Below are 20,817 nucleotides of genomic sequence, written 5' to 3' on the forward strand. Positions count from 1 at the left end.
GGTCCGGGGGAAGTCGGCATGCTGCACCGGCGGCAATTCATCGTGTCCAGAAACACCCACGCGCTCCGTCCGGATTGGGTGAGCCGTGACATCGGCGGGCTCGTCCTGTCCCATTGTCCCGACCTGCCGGTCCGGCGCGTGCTGGGCGGGGACAAGACGGTCTGGCATCTGCTGGGGCTTCCCGTGCAGACCGACCCGGCGCGCCCCGACCCGGCGGAGGCGCTGGCCGCGTCCCGCGCCGGGGACATCGCGGAGCTGTGCCGCTCCTGGACGGGACGCTGGCTGCTGCTCAACAACCGCGCGGTCCATCTCGACACCGGCGGGACGCTCGGCTGCTTCTACGGCATGGTGGGCGGCGCCCTGACCCTCACCTCCAGCGCCGGCGTGATGGCCGAACTGCTGGGCGGGGAGGCGAGCTTCCGCCGCCCGCTGGCGCACGAGGCCGGGCTGGACTGGTACCCGCTGCCCGGCTCCGGGCTGGCGGGGGTGCGCCGGCTGCTGCCGACCCAGGTGCTCGACCCCGCCCGGCCGATGGACGATCCGGGCTTCCTGACCTTCCGCCGGCCCTTCCCGGCGGTTCCGCCGGGCTTCTCCGATTCGCTGGCCTATGAGCGGATGGAAGCGATCCTGGTCACCGCCATCCGCAACCTGCACCGGACCCTGGCGGGGCCGGAGGGCGGCGACCGCCCGCTGCTGCTCCAGCTCACCGCCGGTTACGACACGCGGCTGCTGCTGGCCGCCGCGCAGAAGGCCGGGGTGCCCTTCGCCACCTTCACCTTCGACCACCGCGACCTGACGCCGGGTGACCGCAAGCTGCCGCCGAAGCTGGCCCGGCTGGCCGGGGTGGAGCATCACCTGATCCCTTGTCCACCGCTGGACGCCGAGCGGGCGCGCGACTACGCCGCCCACACCGGTGGGCACACCGCCGCGATGGACGGCGAGTTCTACGCCAACGGCGCCTGGGACGGCGTGCCGGAGGGGGCGGTGGTCCTGCACGGCGGCGTCTTCGAGGTGGCGCGCTGCTTCTACTGGGGCCAGATTCCGCCGGGCCTCGCCGCCGACGGCGAGGACATCGCCGCCCGGATCTTCGACGCCTTCCGCGGCAAGCTCTACAACCCGCCGTCCCATTGCGAGGCGCTGCGCGACTGGCTGGCCTGGGTGGTCAAGACGCCGGACGTGCTGCCGGGCGGCACGATGGACCTGCGCGACCGCTTCTATCTGGAGCAGCGGGTGGCCGGCTGGCTGTCGGCCATCGACCAGGGGGTGGACCTGACCGGGCGGCAGCTCTTCCAGGTTGGCAACTGCGCGGACTTCCTGGCGATCGCGCTCGCCATGCCGGTGGACGTCCGCCGCTCCAGCCAGCATCAGGCGGAGCTGATCCGCCGCATGGCCCCCGACCTGCTGAGCGAGCCGATCAACCCGCCGCAGCCCGCCGTGCTGCGCCAGCTGCGCAAGCTGCCGCGCCGCCTGAACAAGCTGCGCACGGCGATCGGGCACCATCTGGCGCGGACGTCGGCTTAGGGGGTGTTTTCAGGGGGAGGTGCGGTGGATGCCGGCTTGCCCCCTCCCTGACCCTCCCCCGCTTTGCAGGGGAGGGGAATTGGGTGCGGCCGTCCTGGACAGGTGCAGCCAGCGGCGGTAGGCGTCCTCGCTGACGGGGGCGCGATGCTTCAGGCCGATGCGGACGATCTCCGGCAGGGCCAGCAGAACCTTCAGGTCGGTCAGCCGCGGGCCGTGGCGCAGGTTCTTCCAGCTGTTGCCGATCCAGCTCCGCGCGAAGCGCCAGGGCAGCAGGCCGGCGGGGCAGCGGGCGATCTCGCGGATCAGGTCGTTGCGGTGGTTGTAGAAACGCTCCAGCCCCGGCTTGCGGCCCTTCTCGCTCTTGTCGTGATAGACCATGACGCCGGGCAGGGCGACCACCCGGTGGCCGGCGCCGATCAGCCGCAGGCAGCGGTCCTTCTCCTCCCCCTGGCGGTACAGCTCCGGCATGTAGAGGCCGGTGGCGGCGACCGCGCGGCGGCGCAGCAGATGGCCGCAGCCGACGTACCAGGGCGCGTCGAAGGGATCGGATTGGGGTGGGAAATAGACCAGCCCGTCGCGCGTCTCGATGTTGCAGGCCACCGCCGCCACGTCGGCGTGCGTCTCCATGTAGGCCACCGCGCGGGCGAGGCCGTCCGGCTCGGCGAACCAGGAATCGTCGTCCACCGACAGCACGTAGTCGCCCGCCGTGTTCACGAAGCCGAAGTTGCGGGCGTAGATCAGCCCGGCGTTGTGCGGCAGCCGGACGTAGCGGACGCTGGGGAACTCCCCCCGCACCATGGCGTCGGTGCCGTCCGTGGACCCGTCGTCCACCACCAGGATCTCCGCGACCGGATGCGTCTGGGCGAGCAGGCGGGACAGCGCGGTGCGCAGCTCCGGCGCGCGGTTGAAGGTGGCGATGACGGCGCTGACGGTGGGCATCAGGCGACCTCGCTGGAGGACGACGGCGCGGCGCGCGGCCGCTCGGGCAGGGGCAGCCGGACCGGCGGGCGCTTCAGCTCCTCCGGATACTCGTCGCGCAGGCCGGACAGGTAGCTGTCGAGGAAGACCCGCAGGCCGCGGACGTCCCGGTTCACCAGATAATGGGCGGTGTATTTGGCGATCATGCGCGGGATCACCCCGGCCTTCTCGTAGGTGGCGTGGATGTAGCCCATGTTGCGGAAGAAATGCGGCGCCCGGTCGGTCCGCATCGTCTCCACCGTGCCCAGACGGCCGCCCAGCACCTTGTGCTCCGTCCGCGACATGCCGGGATGGATGTGGAGCGCCTTCACCGCCGTGCCGACCTTCAGCCCGGCGCGGCGGGCGCGCAGGGTGAATTCGTACTCGTCGCCCCAGATGAACATCTCGCGCTTCACGTTGCCGATCCGCTCGAACACCGCCCGTCCGATCAGCGTGCCGTTGAACAGGGCGATGGTGCCCGGCACCAGCCCGTCCACCGCCCGCGCCATCAGGCTGTCCGGGTCGCGGGTGCCCTGCATGGGGAAGGCCAGGGTGGAGCGGTCCTCCGCCGCCAGCACCAGCGGGCCGACCATGGACAGGCCGTGGTGCCGCGCCTGGGCCAGCAGCTCGGCCAGCGCGCCGGGCTGCGGGATGCCGTCGTCGTCGGTGCTCCAGATCCAGCGGGCGCCGAGGCCGAGGGCCGTCTCGAAGGCGGTGTGGTAGGCGCCGGCGGACCCGCAGTTGGCCTGCCGCACCACGACGAGCGCGTCACCCCACTCCTCCGCCTGCGCGGCCAGCCACTCCGGCGTGCCATCGCCGGAGCCGCTGTCGACCACCACCAGCCGCTCCGGCCGCGGCTGCTGGCCGAGGATCGCCGCGACGCAGGTGGCCAGAAGCGGCAGGCGGTTGTGGGTGACGACGATCGCCACGACGCCGTGGGCGATGCGCGCCGGGGCGGTGTCCGCCTGGACGCTGTTTGCCGAAAATTGGTCCTGAGCCATGGCTGGGCGGTTCCTCCTGGTCCTGTCCATCAGTCGGTTTGGGTGCGCGTGGGGGTGCAGTCGCCCTGACCCGGCCGGCAGGGCAGGATGGCGACGTCGGGCGAGGGATCGGTGGCGCCGGACAGCACGCCCAGCCGCCCCAGCGTGCGGGCGACCGTCCGCGCCGCGTAGAGCTGCCCTTCCAGCCCCCAGCGGCTGCCGTTGGGCGCGTAGAGGTCGCGCACCCCGCCGGCGGCCAGCGCCGTCAGGCCGGCGGCCAGCGGCACGGCCTGAAGCGTCGGGTCGGCGCCCAGCACCTCGTCCACCGCGGAGCGGTGGGGCGGCGGTTCGAGCAGGAAATCGGCGTAGACCGTCCCCTTGTCCGGCGCGACCAGCAGCAGGAAACGCGTCACCCCGTTGGCCTCCACCGCGTCCTGGATCGCGTGCAGACGCGCGCGGCGCTCCTCCAGCAGGCGGTGGTCGGCGCGCCAGGGCTGGAAATCCCCGGCGCGGAAGAGGGCCGTGGTCGCGGCGGCGGAGCTGAACAGGCCGGCATAGGCCAGGGGCCGCTCCTGCACCGGGCCGCCGGTCACGTTCAGCGCCGCGCGCGGCAGCGCCTTGACCAGCAGGTCGAGCGCGTGGCCGATGGGCGGCGGGTTCCAGGCCTGGGCGCGGCTGCGCTCCAGGGACCGCGGCTGGCGGTTGAGCGGCTCCACGGGAAGGGCGTGCGGGGCCGCCACGCCTTGCGGTCGGGGAGCGGTGACGGTGGAGAGCTCCAGTCCGCCGATCGGGGTCTCCAGCGCGCTCTCCGATAACTGCAGGATCACCACGCGCGGCGGGCGCTCCCGGAAGTCGGGGGAAACCAGATGGGCGGCCAGCGTCGCGGCGTCCGCGGACCGCACGCCGATGGTCAGGCCGGTCAGGTTGCGCAGATGGTCGGTCCAGTAATGGCCGTAGCGGCCGTGCCGCTCCCCCGCGTCGGGGCGGGAGAAGCCGTCGCCGAACACCAGCACGTCGTAGGCGGCGCCGGGCACCGCCGCCTCGGCCAGCGGCGGCACGAAGATCGCTTCGGGTGTCCTGGGGCCGAAGCGGTTCTCCGCGTAGCCGCCCAGCTCCGTCAGGTCGCCGTCCGGTGGGTCCAGAGCGAAGGCCAGCGGCAGGACCAGAGCGGCGGCCAGCGCCAGCCCGCGCAGAAGGATCCTGTCCAGCCCGGCCGCCACCGGTCGCCTCACGCCCGGTCCGCGGGGAACCGGAAGCCCGGCAGGCGGAAGGCGGGCTTGTGGAACACGGGCATGCGGCTCTGCGCCAGCGGTGACCCGGCGGAGTCGCCGATCCACAGACGCAGCGCCTTGGTCGCGCCGATCCACAGCAGGATGGGCAGCAGCGAGAAGAAGCCGAACTTGACGATGGTGATGTTGCCGTCGCGGTACCATTGCAGCGACAGCGGGATGAAGGCGCAATAGAACAGCACCGCGTAGCGGTTGGTGAAGCCCGACTCCCAGAACCAGCGGTGCAGCCGGCCGAGGATCAGCCCGACCACCACCATGGTGACGATCACGCCGATCCACCCCGCGCTCATCCAGCCGTCGCCGGCCAGCGAGGTGGTGAGGTTGGAGAAGTTGCCGAAATCGTGCAGCGAAACCCATTTGACCGGCGCGCCGATGGGTTTGTCCGGCCACAGCATGCGCGGGATCGGCTCGGTGAAGAGCTGTAGATACTGGGTGAACCAGGTGTAGGTCCCCGACTGCTGCGGCACCGCCCACAGGATGAAGGCCAGGAAGTCGAAGTTGGCGATGTCCTGGTTCGACACGCTCTCGACGAAGGAGCCCTCGCCGCCCTGGAAGATGCTGAACAGCTTGCCCGGATTCTCGGTGCCGGCCAGCACGCCGCGCAGGAAGTCGCGGTTGTTGCCCAGCGTGTGGAACAGCAGCAGCACCGGCAGGCCGCAGGCGAGCTGCCACCAGCGGAACCACTTGGTGCGCGTGTGGTAGAGGATCAGCAGCACCATGCCCAGCACGCCCATGATGATCGCCCAGCGCCCCCAGCCCAGGTAGGCGCGGTAGCTGACGAAGGCGATGAAGGGGATGAAGGACAGCGGGTGGAAGCGGCTGACCCAGATGATGCCCAGCGTCAGCGGCAGGCCCATGGAATGGGCCTCGGCGATGTAGCCGGTGGTGTTGACGTAGACCGGCTGGCCGGTCAGCGGGTCGCGCTCCATCTGCACGTCGCCGGTGCCGGTGAAGTCGGCGCCGTCCTGGCGCAGGATCGCCGAATAGATGGCCAGCGGCCCCAGCGCCGCCACGGTCAGGGCGAAGGCGGTGATGTCCAGCCGGTCGAAGGTGAAGGTGGGCGCCCGGCTGAAGTCCGGCTTCACCCGCCCGGCCCAGCCGCAGGCGATGGAGAAGGCGATCAGCGCCACCGAACTGACCGTCAGCGACTTCACGAACTCCGCCGCACTCGGCCAGTAGCCCATGAACAGCCAGGCGTTGTCGATGCCGAAGCCGTGGACCAGCAGGGGCCGGATCACGAAGACCAGCGTGTGGAAGATCAGATAGTAGGTCAGCGGGTGGAACATCGACGCGGTGCCGGTGCTGAGATAGGCCACCACGACCAGGGCCACCACCAGCACCTGGGCGATCAACGCCGTTTCGATCATGCCGGACTCCGCTTGGCCTCGTGAACGCGCGTCACCGCCGGCCACGGCCGGTGGTATCGCGGCCGGTGGGGCGGTGTCGTCGTGCCGACCCCCACGGGCGGGGGTGGCGCATCCGGAAGCAACGCCGCCGGACCCGGTCGGGTCCCCCCGTCCGGGAGCGCAGACGGCGAGGGCCGCCCGGTCAGGGCTATCCGCGCGACGCCTTCGAGGCACCCCGTCCGCGCTTTTGCTTCATCCGCCCCGCGCCGCCAGTTTCGCTGGGGTGCGGAACGGAGGTGATATGACGCGCCGGATTCCTGGACTGTTCGCGGGCGGGCTGTTGTGGCTGGTCCTCTTCCTGGCTGGTCCCCTCCCGTCCCTTGCGGCGGAGCCGGCGATCCACGTCTCCCCCCAGGGCGACGACCGCTGGTCCGGGCGGGTCGCCGCCTCCACCCCGGACGGCCGCGACGGTCCGGTCGCCACGCTGGCCCGCGCGGTGGAGGAGGCGCGCAAGCGCGGCCTGCACCTGATCCTGTTGCGCGGCGGCATCCATCGGCTGACCGACACGGTGACGCTGGGGCCGGAGGATTCCGGGCTGCGCATCGCCGCCTTTCCCGGCGAGACCCCGGTGCTGTCGGGCGGCGAGGTGGTGACGGGTTTCAGGGCGGAGCGGGACGGCGTCGTCTCCGCCCCGCTGGCGCGCGAGCCGGGGTTGGACGTCAGCGCCGGCGGGGTGCGGCTGCGCGCGGCGCAGAGCGGCGCCTTCGACCCGCAGGACCCGATCCGCAGCGGCTGGTTCGTCGCCCAGCAGACCAAGGGCGGCGGCGACAAGCGGCAGTTCCGCTTTCCGCCCGGCACCGTCCAGGCGGCTTGGGTGGTCCCCGGCGTGCGCGTCCAGGCGCTCGACCGCGAGCGGCAGGCCGACGACATCCGCGGCATCGAGCGCATCGACCGCAACGGCACGCTGGTGCTCGACCGCGACGGCTGGTACCCGTTCCGCGACGGCAGCACCTTCCGCCTGCTCGGCCATCCCGACTTCCTGAAGTTCCCCGGCCAGTTCGCCTGGAGCGCCAAGGACCGGCGCCTGCTGCTGCGCCCCCACGACCCGGCGGCCTTCGCCCGTGACGGCGAGGCGGTGGTGGCGCGCACCGCCCCGCTGATCCAGGCCGAGAAGGCGGATTCCATCACGCTCGACGGGCTCTCCTTCGCCGACGTGCCCTACAACGGGGCGGCGGTGCGGCTGGCCGGCGGCTCGGGGCACCGCGTCCTCGACAACCGCTTCTCCGCCGTCGGGACGGGGGTGCTGCTGGTCGGCGTCGCCGACAGCGAGGTGCGCGGCAACCGGCTGGAGCATCTGGGGCGCAGCGGGATCGAACTCACCCCCGGTAGTGTCGGCAACCGGATCGTCGCCAACACCATCCGCCATGTCGGCGAGGTGAACTTCTACGGCGGCGGCATCATGAGCGCCGGGGTGACCCGCACGCAAATCGCCCACAACGACATCCGGCACGCCGCGCGCTACGGCATCTCCATGAAGAACTGGAACCCGGAGACGAAGAACACCGACAACGTGATCGAGTACAACCGCATCCGCGACGTCGGGCGGGAGACCGCCGACCTCGGCGCCATCGAGACGCTGGGGCGCAGCGACATCGACACCAAGCTCATCATCCGCTTCAACGACATCCGGGGAACCGGCGGGATCGCCACCGACGCGGCGGGGCGCTGGATGACCCGCTACAAGGGCTTCGGCGTCTATCTGGACGACCTGACCAACGGCGTGCGGGTGGAGGGCAACTTCCTGGAGGACACCGGCTGGGCGTCGGTGTTCATCCATGGCGGCGACGGCAACCGGGTGGAGAACAACATCGCCGTGCTGACCGACGAGCGCGACCGCTTCCTGCGCTTCGAATGGGTGCCGAAGGCGGGGACGGCGGGTTTCCTGCGCGACAACGAGGCCAGCCGCAACATCATCCACGCCCGCGTCCCGGTGGAGCAGCTGGTGACGGCGCTGACCGGCGGCGAGTACCGGCTGGAGAACAACATCTTCGACCGGCCGGGCCGCGGCCTGCGCGCGCCGGGGGCGCCGGTTGAACGTACGCAGGCGCGCTCCGTTCAGGGAGGCAACCAGCCGGACCCCTATTTCATGAACCCGTCTAAGGACGACTACCGCCTGCGCCCGAATTCCCCGGCCCTGAAGATCGGTTTCCAGGAGCTTCCCTGGTCGCGCATCGGTCCGGAAGGGGCGCGCTGAGCCCGTGGACACCCCCATACCCTCCCCGGAAGCCCCGCCGTCCGCGACCATCGGGCTGGCGCCGCCCCGTCTCGACCTGTCCGCCCTGCCGCCGCGCATCCGGCGCGAACTGCGCGCCAGCCATGTCGGCGAGACCGTGGCGGTCGCCCTTTACGACGGGGTCGCCGGGGCCACCAGGGATCCGGAGGTTCTGCGCTTCGCCGCCTCCCACCGGAGGGTCGAGCGGCGGCACCTGCGGCTGTTCGAGGCGGTCCTGCCGCCGGACAAGCGCAGCGCACCGCTGGCCTTCTGGCGCTGGTCGGGCCGGGTGATGGGCGGGCTGCCGGCTTGGCTCGGCCCGCCCTATTTCTATGCAGTGGTCGCCGGGGTGGAGGCGTGGGTGGATGGGCATTACGCCCGGCAGATCGCCCTGGCGCGGCGGTTCGCCCCCGATCCGGGGCTGCTGGATTTGCTGGAGGCCTGCCGCCTCGACGAGCGTCTCCACGCCCTCGACGCCGCCCGGTTGGACCCGGCGCCGCCCTGGACCGCCCGCGCGCTGGCGCGGCTGGCGGTGTTCCTGTCCCATGTGGGGGTGATGGCGGCGCGCTGGGTGTGACGGTTACTTGCTGCGGATTTCCTGAAGCAGGACGCCGAGCATCTGCTTCAGTTCCAAGTGGTTGTCGTTGTGGACCTTGTTCGACGCGGCCAGCGACCCTTCGAGGTTTTCGAAGCGCTGGTCGATCGACTCAAACCTCTGGTCGATCGCTTCAAAGCGTTGGTCGATTGCCTCAAACCTCTGGTCGATGGCTTCGAATCGTTGGTCCATCGCCTCGAATCGCTGGTCCACCTTTTCGAAGCCCTGCACCATGTCGGTGCGCAGGGACTTCACCTCGGTTTCGAGCGCGGTCAGCCGGCGGTCGATGTGATGGCCGAGATGATCGATGGCTTCGTTGAACTTGTCCTGCGTCACGTAAGCCATGCGTGCCATCCGTTCTTGCGCGGAAACCGGCTCGGTGGAGCGTCCATCCGCCGGAGTGTGAACCGCTTTCGTGTCACTGTCGATGGGTTCGTCCGGCCGGGCGGCCCCGGCTCGGGTCGGGCGGATGGACGGGGCTTTGTCGGCGGGCGTCATCGGGTCGGTCGGATTGCGGATGTATGCGGCGATGATGGCGCATTCCGGCCCGCGGTTCCAGCCGGCCGACCCGAAAACGCGAATGATGTTCAGAAAATTCCACCGCCGGGAGTTATCCCATGGCGCGCTTCGGGCGGACGGCGGTTCCGGCGGCTTCCGGCAGCGGGCCGGCGATGCGGTCGAGCAGCGCGTCCATGCCGCCGTGCCCGGCCTCATGGGCGGCACGGGCGCGGGCGTGGGCCTGCTCGGAGGCGAGCGCCAGCGCGTCGCGGTCTTTGGCCCACAGGCGCAGCGCCGGCAGCACCGCCTGGATGAAATCCCGGTCCTGGGGGACGAGGCCGGGGCGGGGGATGTCGCTGCCGATGCAGCCGCGGTCATAGGCCAGCACCGGCACGCCCGCCGCCATCGCCTCGAACAGCACCAGCGGCTGCGCCTCGTTGCGGTAGCGGGTGGGGAAGACGAAGACGTCGATGTCGCGGTAGAAGGCCGCCTTGGCGTCGCCGTCCACCGGGCCGTGATACTCCACGTCGCCGTCGAAGGCGGCGAGGCCGGCGGCGACCAGCGCGTTGTCCATGCGCCCCAGACCCGGCCCGGCCAGCACCAGCTTGACGTCCACCCCCTCCGACCGCAGGGCGCGCAGCAGGGTAAACAGCGTGTCCAGCCCCTTGTCGGCGCACAGGTTGGACAGGTGGCCGATGCGCAGCGGGCCGGACTTGCCGTGGCGCGGGCGCGGCACCGGCGGGGTGAAGATGGCGTTGGAGACGCTCATCGCCGTCTTCGCCGCCGGGTAGAGCGCCTGGAACCGCGCCTGCATGGCCGGGCAGAGCAGCACATGCATGCAGTCCGTGCCAGCCAGCCGGGTCAGCAGGCTCATCCGCCAAGTGGGTTTGGAGATGGTGGCGAAGGAGTGGTGGTGCAGCGTCCGTTCATAGCCGAACAGCCGCGCCGTTCCGGCCAGCGCCGCGGTGTAGAAGATCCCCAGCCCCGAATCGACGGGCATGTAGAAGCGCCGTCCGGGGATCGTCGCCCCGGCGGCCAGACGCAGGCCCGCCAGCAGCACGCGCATGGCCTTGGCCGCGTGGTAGCGCAGGCCGCCGCCGTTCCAGCCCGGCGACAGGTCCGCAACCTCCACCGTGGCCTGCACCGGGCCGCGGCTGCGCAGGCGGTCCAGCACCAGGGCGGTGACCCGGCTCATCCCGTCCATGGGCGGGGGAAGGCGGCCCGAGACGACGATGTGAGGGGTGTTGGGGCGGTCGGTCATCAGGCTTCGCTTTCACGGGTGCCCTTGCGGGCGCTTTCGTCGGTGCTTTGGGCGGCGCCCTGGTTGGCATCCTTGCGGGCGCCCAGGCTGTGCAGGGCCTTCTCCACGGCCTCCGCGAAATAGCCGGCGTCGGCCAGCGCCTGGAAGGGCCGTCCGTTGAGGCTGAGGCGCCGCCATTCCGCCTCGTCCGACGCGACGGACAGCATGTGGCGGGCCAGCCCCTCGGGGTTGTCGGGCTCGACGATGTGGCCGTTCAGGCCGCTGCGGATCAGCACGTCGCGGGCGCCGCACTGATCCGACAGGATCGTCGGCACGCCCATGGCCAGCGCCTCGTTCACCACCAGCCCGAACTGCTCCTCCAGCGAGGGCAGCAGCAGGCACAGGGTGGAGCCCAGCGTCTGTGCGATCCCCTTCTCCTGAAGGAAGCCGCGGAAGACGATGTGCCCCTCCAGCCCGCGCCGGGCGACCTCCGCCCGCAGATCGGCCTCCAGCGGGCCGGAGCCGCAAAGGTGCAGGGGCCGCGCCGCGTCGCCGGCCAGCCGGCGGTAGAGGTCGTAGGCCTCGACGGCGCGGAACAGGTTCTTCTTCGGCACGAAGCGGGCGATGATCGTGAAGTGCCGCTCGGCGAAGGGCACGCCGTCCGGGGCCGGGGTCATGCCGGACAGCCGGCGCACCCGCTCCAGCGACAGGGTGTCGTAGCCGATGAACAGCCGGTCCTTGGGCAATCCCAGGAAGCGGTAGTAGTCGACGGTGCGGTGGCTGCCCCCGATCGCCGCCTGATAGGGCTTGTAGAGCAGGGACTTCAGCGCCTCGCGCCAGAGGACGCGCGGCTTGTCGTCGAACTTGGAGGCGTTCATGTTGACGACGCGCCGGCCCATCAGCCGCATCGTCACCGCCAGGGCGAAGACGTCCGGCTCCTCGTAATGGCACAGGAAGACGTGGCTGGCCCCCGCCTTGCGGCATTCGCGCAGCAGGGCGCGGTAGACCTGGAAGGACGGGATGTCCGCCTTGGAGCGTCCGGGGAACAGCGTGACCTTGCGGAAATGCTGCCCCTCCCCGGTGGAGTCCCAGGCGTAGGTGTGGGACTTCGACCCGACCTCCAGACCGACCACGTCGTAGAGATGGCCGAGCCGCCGCCCGACCGCCTCCAGCCGGTCCATGTGGTAGGGGCCGAACATTTCCCAGGAAAAGACCAGGGCGGGCTTCGTCATGCGGCGTCGTCTCCCAGCAGCAGCGCGGCGTACTGCGCCAGGACGGCGCTGCGGCTGGCGTTGCCCTCCACCCAGGCGCGGCCCCGGCGGCCCATGGCGGCGCTCCGGGCGGGGTCGTTCAGCAGGTCGGCCACGGCCTGGGCCATGGCCTCCGGCGCGTCGGGCGGGGTGCGCCGGAAGGCGTCGATCTCCGTTCCCAGCCGGTCGAGCGCCGATCCGGGCAGGCAGGTGCACACGAAGGGCCGTCCGGCGGCCAGGATGGTCACCGCCTTGCCCGGCATGGCGAAGGCCGCCCCCTCCGGACGCTGCGGCACCAGATGCACGTCGCCCTCCGCCAGCCCCTCGGCGAGCCGGTCGGCGGCGATCAACGGCGCGAACTCCACGTTGGGCAGCGCCATCGCCTTGGCTTGGGCCTTCAGCTCCTCCTCCAGCCCGCCCTGGCCGCGCAGCAGCACGCGGGCGTCGGGGCGCAGCGCGTGGAGGTGGCGGGCCATCTCCAACACCTGCTCCAGCCCCTGCTTGCGGGCGAAGGCGCCGCTGTAGAGCACGGTCGGCGGCTGGCCCTCCGGTCGCGGCAGGGGGCGGATGGCGTCGGCGTCGACGTGGGGCGGGATGACCGTGATCGGCCGCCGCACGCCGAGGTCGCGCAGCACGTCGGCCATCGCCTCCGACAGCACGACGATGCCGTCGGCACGGTTCAGCGCGGTGCGCTCCACCGCCTGGATGGCCTTCAGCGCGGCGCCGCCGCCCATGCCCAGCGCGCCGGCGAGGCCGGACTGGATGTCGTGCACGATGGCGATGTGCCGGCCGCCCGGCGCCCGGAAGCGGTCGGCGACGGCGACGCTGAAGATGGAGGGGCAGAGCGACAGCACCGCCTTGTGCGGCGCGACGCGCCCGCGGGCGCGCGCCGCCAGGAAGCCGGCGTGCAGCACGCCCTCGTGGATCAGTCGTGCCTTCATGCCACCGCCCTTGGGCGGGATGGTGAGCAGCCGCTCGATGCGCACGCCGTTCACGGTGCGGCGGTCCTCCGCCCCGTCGGCGTAGCCGTCGTAGATGGCGTGCCCCGGATAGTTGGGACGCGCGGTCAGCACCGTCATGTCCGTCCCCGCCGCGGCGAAGGCCGTGGCGAGGTCGGTCATCATCGGGGCGCTGCCGGCGGGCTCCGGCCAGTAGCTCATCGCCACCAGCAGGACCGAGGGCGGCAGGGCGGCCGGAGCCATGGTCCGGGTGCGCAGGGGTGTGGAGTCATCGGGCATCGGCGATCACTCCGCGGCTTCGCCGGTCGTGGCGGCGGCGGGCCGGGGAGCCGGCGGGGCGGCGTTCTCCAGGAACCAGCCGTAGGTGCGGCGCAAGCCCTCCTCCAGCCCGACCTTGGGCCGCCAGCCGGTGGCGAACAGGCGCGACACGTCCATCAGCTTGCGCGGGTGGCCGTCCGGCTTGCTCAGGTCCTGGGTCAGCGCGCCCTCGTAGCCGACCACCCCGCGGATCAGCCGGGCCAGATCGCCGATGGGGATGTCCTCGCCGGGGCCGACGTTGATGATGTCCTCGCCGTCGTAGCGTTCCATCAGGTGCAGGCAGGCGTCGGCCATGTCATCCACATAGAGGAACTCGCGCCGCGGCGTGCCGGTGCCCCACAGGGTGACGCTGGGCGCCCGCTCCATCTTCGCGTCGTGGAAGCGCCGGATCATGCCGGGGATGGCGTGCGAGCCCTCCGGGTCGAAATGGTCGCCGGGGCCGTAGAGGTTCGACGGCATGGCGCAGATGGCGTTGAAGCCGTACTGCCGCCGGTAGGCCTGGCACTGGGTGATGCCGGCGATCTTGGCGATGGCGTAGGGCTTGTTGCTCGGCTCCAGAGCGCCGGTCAGCAGCGCCTCCTCCCTCAGCGGCTGCTCCGCGAACTTCGGGTAGAGGCAGGAGGAGCCGAGGAACAGCAGCTTCCTCACCCCCGCCCGCCACGCCGCGTCGATGACGTTGGTCTGGATCAGCAGGTTGTCGCGGATGAAGTCGCCGCCGAAGCGCTCGTTGGCCAGGATGCCGCCGACCTTGGCCGCGGCCAGGATCACGTAATCGACCTTCTCCCGGTCGAAGAAGGCGCGCACGGCCGCCTGGTCGGTCAGGTCCAGCTCGTCGCGGCCGCGCAGCAGGAGGTCGTCGTAGCCATCCTCCACCAGACGGCGGACGATGGCCGAACCGACGAGGCCGCGGTGCCCCGCGACGAAGATGCGGCTGTTTCGCTCCATGGGTCTCGGTTTCCTTATTCGGCGGCGCTGGCGATCGGGGCGTCGCCGGCGCGGCTGCGGGCGGCGTACCAGTCCACCACGCCGGGCAGACCGTCCTTCAGCGGGATGCGCGGCGTGTAGCCGAGCGCGGACAGGCGGGTGATGTCGGGGCTGCGCCGCTGGGTGCCGCCGGGGGCGGGCGGTCCGATCCGGATGTCCGCCACCCGCCCCAGCGCGGCGACGACCTGCCGGGCGACCTCGGCGATGGAGATCTCCTCCGGGTTGCCGACATGGTAGATGCCGAGATGCTCGCCGCGCTCGATCACCGTCATGATGCCGTCCACCGCGTCGTCGATGTGGACGAAGGCGCGGGTCTGGGTGCCGTCGCCCTGGATGGGGAAGGGCACGAGGACCTCCGACGTGCGGTCGATGGCCTCCACGGCGCGGCGCACGAACTCCGGCACCACATGCTCCCACCCCATGTCGGGGCCATAGACGTTGTGCGGGCGGAAGATGGCGACGCGGTCGAAGCCGGTGCGGCCCCAGTTGACCGCCAGAAGCTCCGAGATCAGCTTCGACCCGCCGTAGCTGTAGCGCGGGTTCAGCACGTCGGGCACGACCAGCGGGATGTCCTCCGGCGTGGGCACCGTCGGCGGGGTCTGGTAGGCCTCGGAGGAGGAGGCGACGACCAGATCACCCACCCCGTTCGCCCGGCAGGCGTCCAGCACGTTCAGCATGCCGCGGACGCCGACGTCCAGCACCACCTCCGGCTTCTCGTAGAAATGCTTGGTGCCGTTGACGGCGGCCAGATGCAGCACGCCGTCGACGCCGCGCACCGCCTTGTCCACCGCCGCCGGGTCGCGGATGTCGCCGGACACGAATTCGACCGCGTCCACGGCGTCGCCGAGCCGGCGCGGGTGGCCGCGGGAGTTGTCGTCGAGCACGCGGACGCGGTGCCCGTCGCGCACCAGACGGCGGACCAGGGCGGCGCCGATGAAGCCGCTGCCCCCGGTCACGAGGTAGTGTTTCGGCATTGGTCTGTTCCCTCGGGCAGCGGCGTCAGGCGACATGGGCGAAGCGGGCGGCGCCGTGGCTGCCCAGCGCGACGTAGGCCGTGCCCTCGGGCAGGTCCACTTCGCGGCTGTTGAAGTTGTTCCAGAAGTCGTAGATGACCCCCGGCCGGTCCATGCGGCGCGCCAGATCGGGCAGCGGCATGGAGGTGAAGACCGGGTGGTTGTTCAGGATGACGGCGAGGTTGGCGCCGTCCACCGCCTCGGTCATGCTGTTGGCCGGCTCCAGCCCGAAGCCGCGGATGTCGTCCGCCGCCACCACCGCGTCGAAGCCGCGCCAGCGCGCCTTGGGGAAGCGGGTGCGCAACTCCTCGAACAGCGGCTTGGCCATGGTGCCGCGCAGGTCATCGGTCGCCGGGCGGCCCTTGAAGGCGAGGCCCATCAGGCTGATGGTCGGCTCCTGTGGGAAGCCTTGCATGGAGCCGGTCAGCCGTTCCAGGAACTCCGACACCTCGTGGGGCTGGCTTTCGTTGATGCGGCGCCCGGCGGCGGTGATGTCCATCTCCACCCCGAACCCGCGGGCGGATTCGATCAGGATGTGCGGGTCCTTCTCCAGGCAGGGGCCGCCGACCGGGCCGGGCAGCGGAAGCTGCGTGCGCGGGTAGCCCAGCTTGCCCGCCCGCGACACCTCCAGCGCCGAGACCTCCATGGCGTTGCACAGCCGGGCGATCTCGTTGGCGAAGGCGAAGGTGACGTCGCGGTAGGTGTTGTCCACCAGCTTGATCATCTCCGCCGTCTCCAGCGTCGAGACCTTGACCGTGGTCGGGGTCAGCATGCCGAAGATCTGCGAGGCGCGGGCCGCCACCTCGACGCTTTCCGCGCCGATGATCTGGGGAAGCTGGTTCAGCTCGATCAGCGCCTGTCCCTCCAGCGTGCGTTCCGGGCAGAAGGCGATGTCGAAGCGCTTGCCGGTGCGGCGCAGGATCGGCGCCACCACCTCGCGGGTGGTCCCCAGCTTCACGGTGGAGCGCAGGATGACGAGGTCGCCGTCGCGGATGCAGTCGGCCACCTGGCGGGTCGCCGCCTCGATCATGTCGGTGCGCACGCGGCCGTCGCGGTCCAGCGGGGTGCCGACGGTGATGATGAAGACGGTGCAGTCCCGGGCGCTGTCCGGCGTGCGGCCGAAGGTAAAGCGCCCGCGCTCCATCACATGGCGCAGCTTCTCGGCGAGGCCCGGCTCATGGAAGTGGGGGACGCCGTGGGCCAGCTTGTCCAGCACCTCGTCCCGCACTTCCACGCCGTGCACCTGGAACCCCGCGTCCGCCATGGCCACGCCCAGCGTCAGCCCGACATAGCCGAGGCCGAGCACGCAGACGTTCCGGTCGGGAAAGGACTTTGGGAGCATAGTCTTTCGATCCTGCTTAGTGATTGGAGCATGCATCCAAAGGCGCCGCCATCCGCCACCCGCGCCATGCGCAATCCGAACGTCTTGCAACGCGGCATTGTTCCGGCCGTTCGGGGTGGCGTGAAATGGCTATGCCGTTGATCGGGCATTGTTTTGTTCGTGGTACCCCGGACCGGCTGCAAGGGTGCGTCCGGTCGGCGTCCTTCGGGATTCGGGATGAGACGGGCGCATCATGCGGCCGCCGCGATCAGCCGGCGCAGCCGCGACGGGCGGACCAGCCCGGTCGCCAGCGCCGCCAGCGCGTAGACCGCGACCAGCACGCTGCCGCCGATCAGCAGCGCGGGCAGCGGGTGCGCGGGGGCCATCAGGTCGGGCAGCGCGTGGGTCAGCCCCAGGGTGGCCGCCATGGCCAGCGCACCGCACAGCGCCGCCCGCGCGGCGATTCCGAGATAGAGCTGGCCGACCGCCCGCCGGTGCAGCCAGGCGAGGCCGGTCATGGCGGTCAGCTCGGCGACGATGGTGGCGGCGGCGGAGCCCTCGATCCCGTAGCGCGGGATCAGGATCAGGTTCAGGGCCGCGTTGGTCAGCCCGCCGACCAGGATGGCGGTCATGTAGCCGGTCTGGCGGTGCCAGACGAGCAGCGGGTTGCCCATCGTCAGGTTGATGTGGACGATGGCGACCGCGATCATCAGCAGGCGCAGCGTGTCGGCGGCCGGCGCGTAGGCCGGGCCGAAGACGGTGCCCAGGATGGCCGGCGCCAGGGTGAAGCCGCCCGCCGCGATCAGCGCGCCGATCGACAGGATGGTCGCGGCGTAGTCGCGCATCCGCGCCCGCATCGCCTCGCGGTCGCCGTAGGCGGCGGCGAGCTGCGGCATGAAGGCGCTGAGGATGATGTTCCCCGCGGTCAGCGACAGCACCAGCAGCTTGGTCACCGCGGCGTACCAGCCGACCTCCGTCTGCGGCGCCATGAAGCCGAGCATCACCAGGTCGAGGTGGGAAAACAGCGCCCAGGCGAAGACGCTGACCGCCATCGGGGCGGAGGTCTTCAGGATCGCCCGCCATGTGGCGAGGTCCACCCGCGGCCGCGGCATCCGGAAATCGCGGCTGAAGCGGGCCAGCATCAGGGCGGCGTTGACGACGAAGGAGACGGCGGTGATGCCGGCGGCGACGGCCAGATCGTCCGGCCCGCGCACCAGCAGCAGAACGGCGACCATGTTGCCGAGCGACGTGCCGATCTCGCGCACCGCGATGACGCCCATCCGCTCCGTCGCCTGATAGACGAAGTCGAGCAGCAGCGCGTTGCCGAGAAGCTGGATGGCCTGGACCAGCAGCACCGCCTTGACCAGCGCCGATTTGTCGAGCTGCAGCACGAACAGGGCGTAGAGCCCGCCGACCAGCAGCGCCAGCAGCGTGCGCAGCGTCAGCACATGGTCGGCGAGATCGGTCGCCTTTTCCCGGTTGCGGGCGATCTCGCGCACCGCGTAGGTGGACAGGCCGAGATTCACGAACAGCGCCGCGTAGGCGAGCATGGAGGTGCCGAAGCCGAGCACGCCGAACCCCTCCGGCCCCAGCGCGCGCGCGGTCCAGGCCGTGGTGATCAGCCCGCTCAGCAGCGTGGCGACGCGGGCCAGCCCCAGCGCACGGATGTTCAGAAAAATGCGTCGTCCGGCGGTCATTTGGTCTTTGCGAGATGTGTGGGCGTGTCGTGTGACGTGTCGTATCGGTGCCCCCCTCCCGACCTCCCCCCGCTTTGCAGGGGGAGGAGAAGAGCCCTCCCCTGCGAAGCGGGGGAGTGTTGGGTGGGGGCCCGGCGCCGTCGCTTGCCGTCAGTTCGCGTAGTAGCGGCGGTAGCCGTGGTAGCGCCCGCTGTCCGGGAACTCGTATTGGGCGTGGCGGCGGATATCGACCTGGGAGAACAGGACGCCGACGACCTCGCCGCCCGCCTCGACGATCTCCTTCAGCCCGGCCATGGCGGTCTCCCGCTTGGTCTTGCCCCAATGCACGATGAAGACCGTCTGGTCGGCCAGCGCCGCCAGCAGCTTGCCCTCCGACACCGCCAGCACCGGCGGGCTGTCCAGGATCACCCGGTCGTACTCCAGCGCCAGCCGCGAGATGAGCTGGTGCATCCGGCTGGAGCCCAGCATGTCCTGCGGCAGGGCGGAGCCGCGGCCGGACGCGATGAAATGCAGGCCGGTGCGCGGGTCGGTCTGGATCACCTCGTTCGGGGCGCATTCGCCGGACAGCACCTCGTACAGGCCGTGCCGGTTCTCCAGGCCCAGCATCGGGTGCAGCCCCTTGCGGCGCATGTCGCAGTCCAGGATGATCGTCTTCTGGCCGGCGTTGGCGCAGATGCGCGCGAAGGCCGCGGCGATCGAACTCTTGCCCTCGCCGGGGACGGAGGAGCTGAACAGGATCACCCGCTGGTGGCCGTCCGGGTTGGCGAGCAGCAGCGTGGTCCGCAGGTTCTGCATCGCCTCGGCGAAGGCCGACATCGGCTTTTCGATGGCGTAGTCGGCGGGCGACGTGCCGCGGCGGCGGCGCCCGATGGCCGGGACGATCCCCAGCGAGCGCACGCCGGTCGCCGATTCGAACTGGTGCGGGCTGCGGAAGCCGCGCTCCGACTGCTCGCGCAGCATCGCCAGCAGCACGCCCAGCGTGGCCGAGGCGACCAGGGCCAGCAGGACGATCATCTTCTTGTTGGGCTGCGACGGGTTCAGCGGGATCGCCGCCTCCGACACGATGCGGGCGTCGGGCTGCTGGATCTCCGTCTGGCCGGCGATCTCCTGGAAGCGCGTCAGCATCGCCTCGTACATGGTCTGCGAGGTCTCGGCGTCGCGCTCCAGGGTGCGCAGGGTCACGTTGGATTCCTGCTGCTGGTTGCGCTGGGCCTGGAGCTGGTCGAGGTTGGCCTTCAGGGCGGCCTCGCGCCCACGCTCCACCTCCACATCGTTGCTCAGGTTCTGAACGATGCGGTTCACGTCGGCGCGGATCTGGCCCTGCAGGTCGCGCAGCTCGCTCTGCAACGCGGTCAGAGTCGGGTGACGGGCGCCGTACTTGTTGGCGGCCTCGGCGATCTTGCGCTGAAGCTCGACCTCCTGCTGGCGCAGCGCCTGGATCAAGGGCGAACCGAGCACGTCGCCGATGGCCGACACGCCGCGCGGGCTCTGCGCCAGGGTGGACACCTCGCGCAGCTTGGACTCCGCCTCCTGCCGCTTGGTGCGGGCGAGCACGTAGCTGGTGTTCAGCTCGGCCAGCTGCTGGGCGATCAGGGTGGTCTCGCCGTTGGCGTTGGTCAGGCCGCTTTCGGCGCGGTACTTCTCGGCCGCCTCGCCGGTCGTCTTGGCCTCGCGGCGCAGCTCGGTGATGCGCTCCTCCAGCCAGGCCGTGGCGCGCTTGGCCGCCTTGAACTTCTCGTCGAGCTGGTCGACGAGGTACATCTCGCCGATGGTGTTGGCGATGAGCGAGGCCTTGCGCGGGTCCTCGCTGTCGAAATCCACCGCGATGACGTAGGACCGGCCCTGCGGTCGCACCGCCAGATTTTCGATGAAGCTGTTGACGACCGAGGTCTTCTCGTTGGCCGTCTTCTCCTCCGGGCTCAGCGCGATCTCGGGGCGGTCGCCGCGGGCGCTGTTCCACCAGGAATCGGGCACCCAGTTCCGCGGGTTCAGATAATAGAACCAGTTGGTCTGCTCGGGCCGCAGCGCCGCGTTGAACTCCGGATCGTTCATCAGGCCGAGCTTGTTCACCACCTTTTCCGCGAAGGCGGGCGATTTGAGGATCGCCACCTCGCTCTGCAGGGCGCCCAGCTCGGTCGAGAGGCCGGACACGACCTCCTGGTAGTTCACCACCTGGTTCTTGCGGTGCTCCACCATGATCAGGGTCTGGGCGGTGTAGAGCGGCGTCATGCGCAACGCGGCCAGACCCGCGATGCCCGTCCCCAGCACGATCACCGTCCCGATCAGCAGCTTGTGGCGCAGCAGCATGCCGGTGGTGCGGCGCACCGCGCTGGCCGCCGCGGTCGACAGGTCGAACGATACCGGTCCCGGGACCGGTGCCGATTGCCGCCGCTGGGGTTGATCCTGAAAGTCCTGGGTCGCCAAAGCGGGTCCTCCTCGCATGCCGAACGGCACCCCGTTCGGGGCGTTACGGTGCCTAGAACGTCATCGACCGTCCGGCCGTTTCATGCTGCCCGGAGGGCATATGGTGGGGAAGACACGCTCATTGGGTACCCCTCCCCGGAGTCGCCGTCGGGT

Annotated in this window: 16 protein-coding genes; 3 read left to right on the forward strand and 13 right to left on the reverse strand. The window is 70.9% G+C overall.

What is annotated here, in order from left to right:
• Positions 1-78: 78 nt before the first annotated feature.
• Positions 79-1,521 carry a hypothetical protein gene (locus DXK32_RS20015; RefSeq protein ID WP_162801271.1) on the forward strand — a complete coding sequence of 481 codons (1,443 nt, stop codon included), beginning with the start codon at positions 79-81 and terminating at the stop codon, positions 1,519-1,521.
• 9 nt (positions 1,522-1,530) lie between these two features.
• On the opposite strand, the gene DXK32_RS20020 is transcribed toward DXK32_RS20015, so the two are convergent.
• Genes DXK32_RS20020 through DXK32_RS20035 form a run of 4 tightly spaced genes read right to left on the reverse strand, consistent with a single transcriptional unit; the run spans position 1,531 to position 6,114 of the window.
• A complete protein-coding gene (locus DXK32_RS20020; protein WP_114860113.1) occupies positions 1,531-2,460 on the reverse strand; it encodes a glycosyltransferase family 2 protein in 930 nt (309 codons plus the stop codon).
• Positions 2,460-3,479 carry a glycosyltransferase gene (locus DXK32_RS20025; RefSeq protein WP_114860114.1) on the reverse strand — a complete coding sequence of 340 codons (1,020 nt, stop codon included), beginning with the start codon at positions 3,477-3,479 and terminating at the stop codon, positions 2,460-2,462. The genes DXK32_RS20020 and DXK32_RS20025 overlap by 1 nt, the downstream gene beginning before the upstream one ends.
• Before the next feature lie 29 nt (positions 3,480-3,508).
• Positions 3,509-4,690, reverse strand: a complete 1,182-nt coding sequence (locus DXK32_RS20030) for a hypothetical protein (protein ID WP_162801272.1) — start codon at positions 4,688-4,690, stop codon at positions 3,509-3,511.
• Positions 4,687-6,114, reverse strand: a complete 1,428-nt coding sequence (locus tag DXK32_RS20035; RefSeq protein WP_114860116.1) for a hypothetical protein — start codon at positions 6,112-6,114, stop codon at positions 4,687-4,689. The genes DXK32_RS20030 and DXK32_RS20035 overlap by 4 nt, the downstream gene beginning before the upstream one ends.
• Positions 6,115-6,394: 280 nt before the next feature.
• Between DXK32_RS20035 and DXK32_RS20040 the strand changes: the two genes are divergently transcribed.
• Positions 6,395-8,347: a right-handed parallel beta-helix repeat-containing protein gene (locus DXK32_RS20040; RefSeq protein WP_162801273.1), complete on the forward strand. Its 1,953-nt coding sequence runs from the start codon at positions 6,395-6,397 to the stop codon at positions 8,345-8,347.
• A gap of 4 nt (positions 8,348-8,351) precedes the next feature.
• Positions 8,352-8,942, forward strand: a complete 591-nt coding sequence (locus DXK32_RS20045) for a demethoxyubiquinone hydroxylase family protein (RefSeq protein WP_114860118.1) — start codon at positions 8,352-8,354, stop codon at positions 8,940-8,942.
• Between the two features lie 3 nt (positions 8,943-8,945).
• On the opposite strand, the gene DXK32_RS20050 is transcribed toward DXK32_RS20045, so the two are convergent.
• From DXK32_RS20050 to DXK32_RS20090, 9 genes are all read right to left on the reverse strand, one after another.
• Complete coding sequence (locus DXK32_RS20050) at positions 8,946-9,458, reverse strand: hypothetical protein (protein WP_162801274.1); 513 nt, start codon at positions 9,456-9,458, stop codon at positions 8,946-8,948.
• Between the two features lie 112 nt (positions 9,459-9,570).
• Complete coding sequence (locus DXK32_RS20055; RefSeq protein ID WP_205215774.1) at positions 9,571-10,719, reverse strand: glycosyltransferase family 4 protein; 1,149 nt, start codon at positions 10,717-10,719, stop codon at positions 9,571-9,573.
• Positions 10,719-11,930: a glycosyltransferase family 4 protein gene (locus DXK32_RS20060; RefSeq protein ID WP_114860120.1), complete on the reverse strand. Its 1,212-nt coding sequence runs from the start codon at positions 11,928-11,930 to the stop codon at positions 10,719-10,721. The genes DXK32_RS20055 and DXK32_RS20060 overlap by 1 nt, the downstream gene beginning before the upstream one ends.
• Positions 11,927-13,186, reverse strand: coding sequence for a glycosyltransferase family 4 protein (locus tag DXK32_RS20065; RefSeq protein ID WP_114860121.1), 1,260 nt, complete (start codon positions 13,184-13,186; stop codon positions 11,927-11,929). The genes DXK32_RS20060 and DXK32_RS20065 overlap by 4 nt, the downstream gene beginning before the upstream one ends.
• A 6-nt stretch (positions 13,187-13,192) precedes the next feature.
• The gene (locus tag DXK32_RS20070; RefSeq protein ID WP_114860122.1) at positions 13,193-14,170 is read right to left on the reverse strand and encodes a GDP-L-fucose synthase family protein; all 978 of its coding nucleotides are present in this window, start codon (positions 14,168-14,170) and stop codon (positions 13,193-13,195) included.
• A gap of 14 nt (positions 14,171-14,184) precedes the next feature.
• Entirely contained in the window at positions 14,185-15,183 is a 999-nt protein-coding gene (locus DXK32_RS20075) for an NAD-dependent epimerase/dehydratase family protein (RefSeq protein WP_114860123.1), read from the reverse strand.
• A gap of 25 nt (positions 15,184-15,208) precedes the next feature.
• Entirely contained in the window at positions 15,209-16,564 is a 1,356-nt protein-coding gene (locus DXK32_RS20080) for a nucleotide sugar dehydrogenase (protein ID WP_114860124.1), read from the reverse strand.
• Positions 16,565-16,794: 230 nt separating this feature from the next.
• Entirely contained in the window at positions 16,795-18,240 is a 1,446-nt protein-coding gene (locus tag DXK32_RS20085) for a flippase (protein ID WP_114860125.1), read from the reverse strand.
• A 150-nt stretch (positions 18,241-18,390) separates the two neighbouring features.
• Positions 18,391-20,664: a GumC family protein gene (locus DXK32_RS20090; RefSeq protein ID WP_114860126.1), complete on the reverse strand. Its 2,274-nt coding sequence runs from the start codon at positions 20,662-20,664 to the stop codon at positions 18,391-18,393.
• Positions 20,665-20,817 lie beyond the last annotated feature (153 nt).

Origin of the sequence: Azospirillum brasilense (assembly GCF_003349955.1) — a bacterium.
Taxonomy (GTDB): domain Bacteria; phylum Pseudomonadota; class Alphaproteobacteria; order Azospirillales; family Azospirillaceae; genus Azospirillum; species Azospirillum brasilense_B.

Bases quoted from the DNA above. Each gene is read 5' to 3' on its own strand.
- DXK32_RS20020 (WP_114860113.1), bottom strand. From the start codon at position 2,460: ATGCCCACCGTCAGCGCCGTCATCGCCACCTTCAACCGCGCGCCGGAG.
- DXK32_RS20025 (WP_114860114.1), bottom strand. From the start codon at position 3,479: ATGGCTCAGGACCAATTTTCGGCAAACAGCGTCCAGGCGGACACCGCC.
- DXK32_RS20035 (WP_114860116.1), bottom strand. From the start codon at position 6,114: ATGATCGAAACGGCGTTGATCGCCCAGGTGCTGGTGGTGGCCCTGGTC.
- DXK32_RS20040 (WP_162801273.1), top strand. From the start codon at position 6,395: ATGACGCGCCGGATTCCTGGACTGTTCGCGGGCGGGCTGTTGTGGCTG.
- DXK32_RS20050 (WP_162801274.1), bottom strand. From the start codon at position 9,458: ATGACGCCCGCCGACAAAGCCCCGTCCATCCGCCCGACCCGAGCCGGG.
- DXK32_RS20055 (WP_205215774.1), bottom strand. From the start codon at position 10,719: ATGACCGACCGCCCCAACACCCCTCACATCGTCGTCTCGGGCCGCCTT.
- DXK32_RS20060 (WP_114860120.1), bottom strand. From the start codon at position 11,930: ATGACGAAGCCCGCCCTGGTCTTTTCCTGGGAAATGTTCGGCCCCTAC.
- DXK32_RS20065 (WP_114860121.1), bottom strand. From the start codon at position 13,186: ATGCCCGATGACTCCACACCCCTGCGCACCCGGACCATGGCTCCGGCC.
- DXK32_RS20070 (WP_114860122.1), bottom strand. From the start codon at position 14,170: ATGGAGCGAAACAGCCGCATCTTCGTCGCGGGGCACCGCGGCCTCGTC.
- DXK32_RS20075 (WP_114860123.1), bottom strand. From the start codon at position 15,183: ATGCCGAAACACTACCTCGTGACCGGGGGCAGCGGCTTCATCGGCGCC.
- DXK32_RS20080 (WP_114860124.1), bottom strand. From the start codon at position 16,564: ATGCTCCCAAAGTCCTTTCCCGACCGGAACGTCTGCGTGCTCGGCCTC.
- DXK32_RS20085 (WP_114860125.1), bottom strand. From the start codon at position 18,240: ATGACCGCCGGACGACGCATTTTTCTGAACATCCGTGCGCTGGGGCTG.